This is a genomic window from Bacillus sp. 105MF, assembly GCF_000374885.1.
Classification (GTDB): Bacteria; Bacillota; Bacilli; order Bacillales; family Bacillaceae_G; genus Bacillus_A; species Bacillus_A pseudomycoides.
The window spans coordinates 1-2,120 of record NZ_KB895666.1 but is presented as its reverse complement, the minus strand read 5'-3'; the positions used below and the strand labels follow the sequence as shown (position 1 = coordinate 2,120).

At 31.7% G+C, this 2,120-nt stretch carries 3 protein-coding genes; 1 reads left to right on the top strand and 2 read right to left on the bottom strand.

Going from position 1 to position 2,120, the window contains the following annotated elements:
• Window positions 1-190: 190 nt before the first annotated feature.
• Window positions 191-700 carry a hypothetical protein gene (locus tag C564_RS0131315; protein WP_018768222.1) on the bottom strand — a complete coding sequence of 170 codons (510 nt, stop codon included), beginning with the start codon at window positions 698-700 and terminating at the stop codon, window positions 191-193.
• A 485-nt stretch (window positions 701-1,185) separates the two neighbouring features.
• On the opposite strand from C564_RS0131315, the gene C564_RS0131310 reads away from it, so the two are divergent.
• Window positions 1,186-1,746 carry a MerR family transcriptional regulator gene (locus C564_RS0131310; protein WP_018768221.1) on the top strand — a complete coding sequence of 187 codons (561 nt, stop codon included), beginning with the start codon at window positions 1,186-1,188 and terminating at the stop codon, window positions 1,744-1,746.
• A 320-nt stretch (window positions 1,747-2,066) separates the two neighbouring features.
• On the opposite strand, the gene C564_RS36010 is transcribed toward C564_RS0131310, so the two are convergent.
• Window positions 2,067-2,120, bottom strand: a 54-nt coding sequence (locus tag C564_RS36010; protein ID WP_155896306.1) for a YjcZ family sporulation protein, incomplete at its 5' end; no start/stop codon positions are given.

The window sequence follows — 2,120 nt, the reverse complement described above, 5'->3', positions numbered from 1 at the left end:
CAGCTGATTGACATAATGATCGTTATTGGCATATAAAAAAGATCTTCAATCGAAAATCTTTTTTACTGGATATTTGATTTTCTCGATTTTATATATCCATTTATAATAATTTAAGATAATTATTAATAAAAAGGGGTCTACAAGAAAGATAACTCATTAGACTTTGTTACAAGTACAGGAAATGTAAACATTATGCTGTATTAAGGACTTTTGCTTTAAGAGCACGAGGTCCAAAAGTACTAGTATTATCATCTATATTGGTACGTACAGGAAATATTACAAGTGTATACTGGTAAGTGCCTGGTGATGGAGAATCTACCCATGTAACGGAAGGATTAAACTCAAGACGATCGTTAACAACTGGTGTTTTTGTTATTCCAAAAACAGTTTCTGTTGAATCTGTAACTAAATCTAGATTTCTCAATAATCTGATATTAAGGATCCCGGCAAAAACATCTTCATCTTCTTCCGGTAAAAGAGTTATCGTTGCGAAAGCATCTAAGTCAACAATTTGACCAGGCAATACTGTGATAGGTGGAAGTGTTAAAGTTAGAGAAGACTGGGGATGTACGCTTTCAATACTTACTCTTTCATTACTGCCTGTAAAAAAAACATCAACTATCCCTTGTGGTCCTTGAGGTCCCGGAGTAAGAAGAGGAAACGCACAAGGATTGAAATGATTTCCATTTTCAAATGACATAAATAATCAAGCTCCTTTGTTTGGGTTTAATATATTAAATGTAAAACGAGCCTGTTTTTCTTGTATACTTATCTCTACTTGTCCAAAGAAAAGCAAAGAAGTATATCGTATACATATAAAGTTAACATAACGCACCATTATCGGTAGCAAGGACAAGGTGGAATTCTTGTTTTAAAGGGGATTCCCTCTTGTCCTTGCTTTATTTTTATATACACGATTTTATACATTGTTGATGTAGTGGGGATCTTAGGGATCCTGGCTACTCTTTTTTTGCATAAAATCTTATATAGAGAAAAAAGATTTTGATGTTATTATCGAGAAGTAATGAGTATCGGTGTTAAAATCGATATGTATTTCGAAATCAATTCGTTTTTAAAATCGGTTGTGAAATCAGTTGTAAGTGAATTCCGATTTTGATTAAAATATTGATTTAATCGCGTTTATGCGAAGAAAAACTTATTCCGTTTTTTGGGGAGGAATTAAAATTGGAACTAAAATCGGAAATGTATACACCGAAAATTGTTGCGGATAGTTTAGGGGTGACTCCCGATTTATTAAAAGTATGGTCAAATGAATTTAATATACAAACGGAGCGAAGTCAGGGAGGACATCGCAGGTATTCTAAGGAAAATATTGAAGAATTAAAAGCTATAAAAGAAAAAATACATGTACAAAAATGGTCTTACGATCAAGTTCGAGCATGGAAGAATGGAGAACTTGATTCGTTTGTTTCAAAAGAAGAAAAATTGGAATTAGAAAAAAAATTGGATGAAGTATTGGAAAATCAGCAATTACAAAATCAATTTAATCAAGCATTAGTTCAAAAATTACAAGAGATTACCAATGAATTAGTTACTACAAAAGAGTATTTAGCTAATACTGAGAGAAAACTAACTGAAGTAGAGGGGAAAAATAGTGAATTAGAAGTCTTTATAGAGAAAAAGTTAGAGAAACGAGATCAGTTATTGCTTGAAAACATTAGAGATATACAGAAACAAAATCAGAAACAAAAACGGAAAGGTTTTTTCGGTTTGTTTAAAGACTAATTAATTGATTAGGCCCAGTACCAGCGTTCTTGTAACCAGGGACAAAGTAGCAATTAAGTGTAAAAATTTAGTCCTATATGCATATATTTTGCAGTAACAAAAAGGTGTTATATGAATAATGTTACGAATTATTTTTGATAGAGTATTTTGTTACAACGAATTCAAGGGTTATAGAATCTATTATTTTTAAGTACTTCGCGTAATATAAACGTTTGTTTTTGTTACAAAAACAAGCTACTTTGCTCTTAAACGCAGCTACGCTGGTATTGGGCCATAAAGAAAAAACACTCTTATAAGAGTGTTTTTTCTGATAGTTTTTTTTAGCAGAAGCAAGCAGCTCCAACTATGATTAATAAAATAAACAATACAACTAC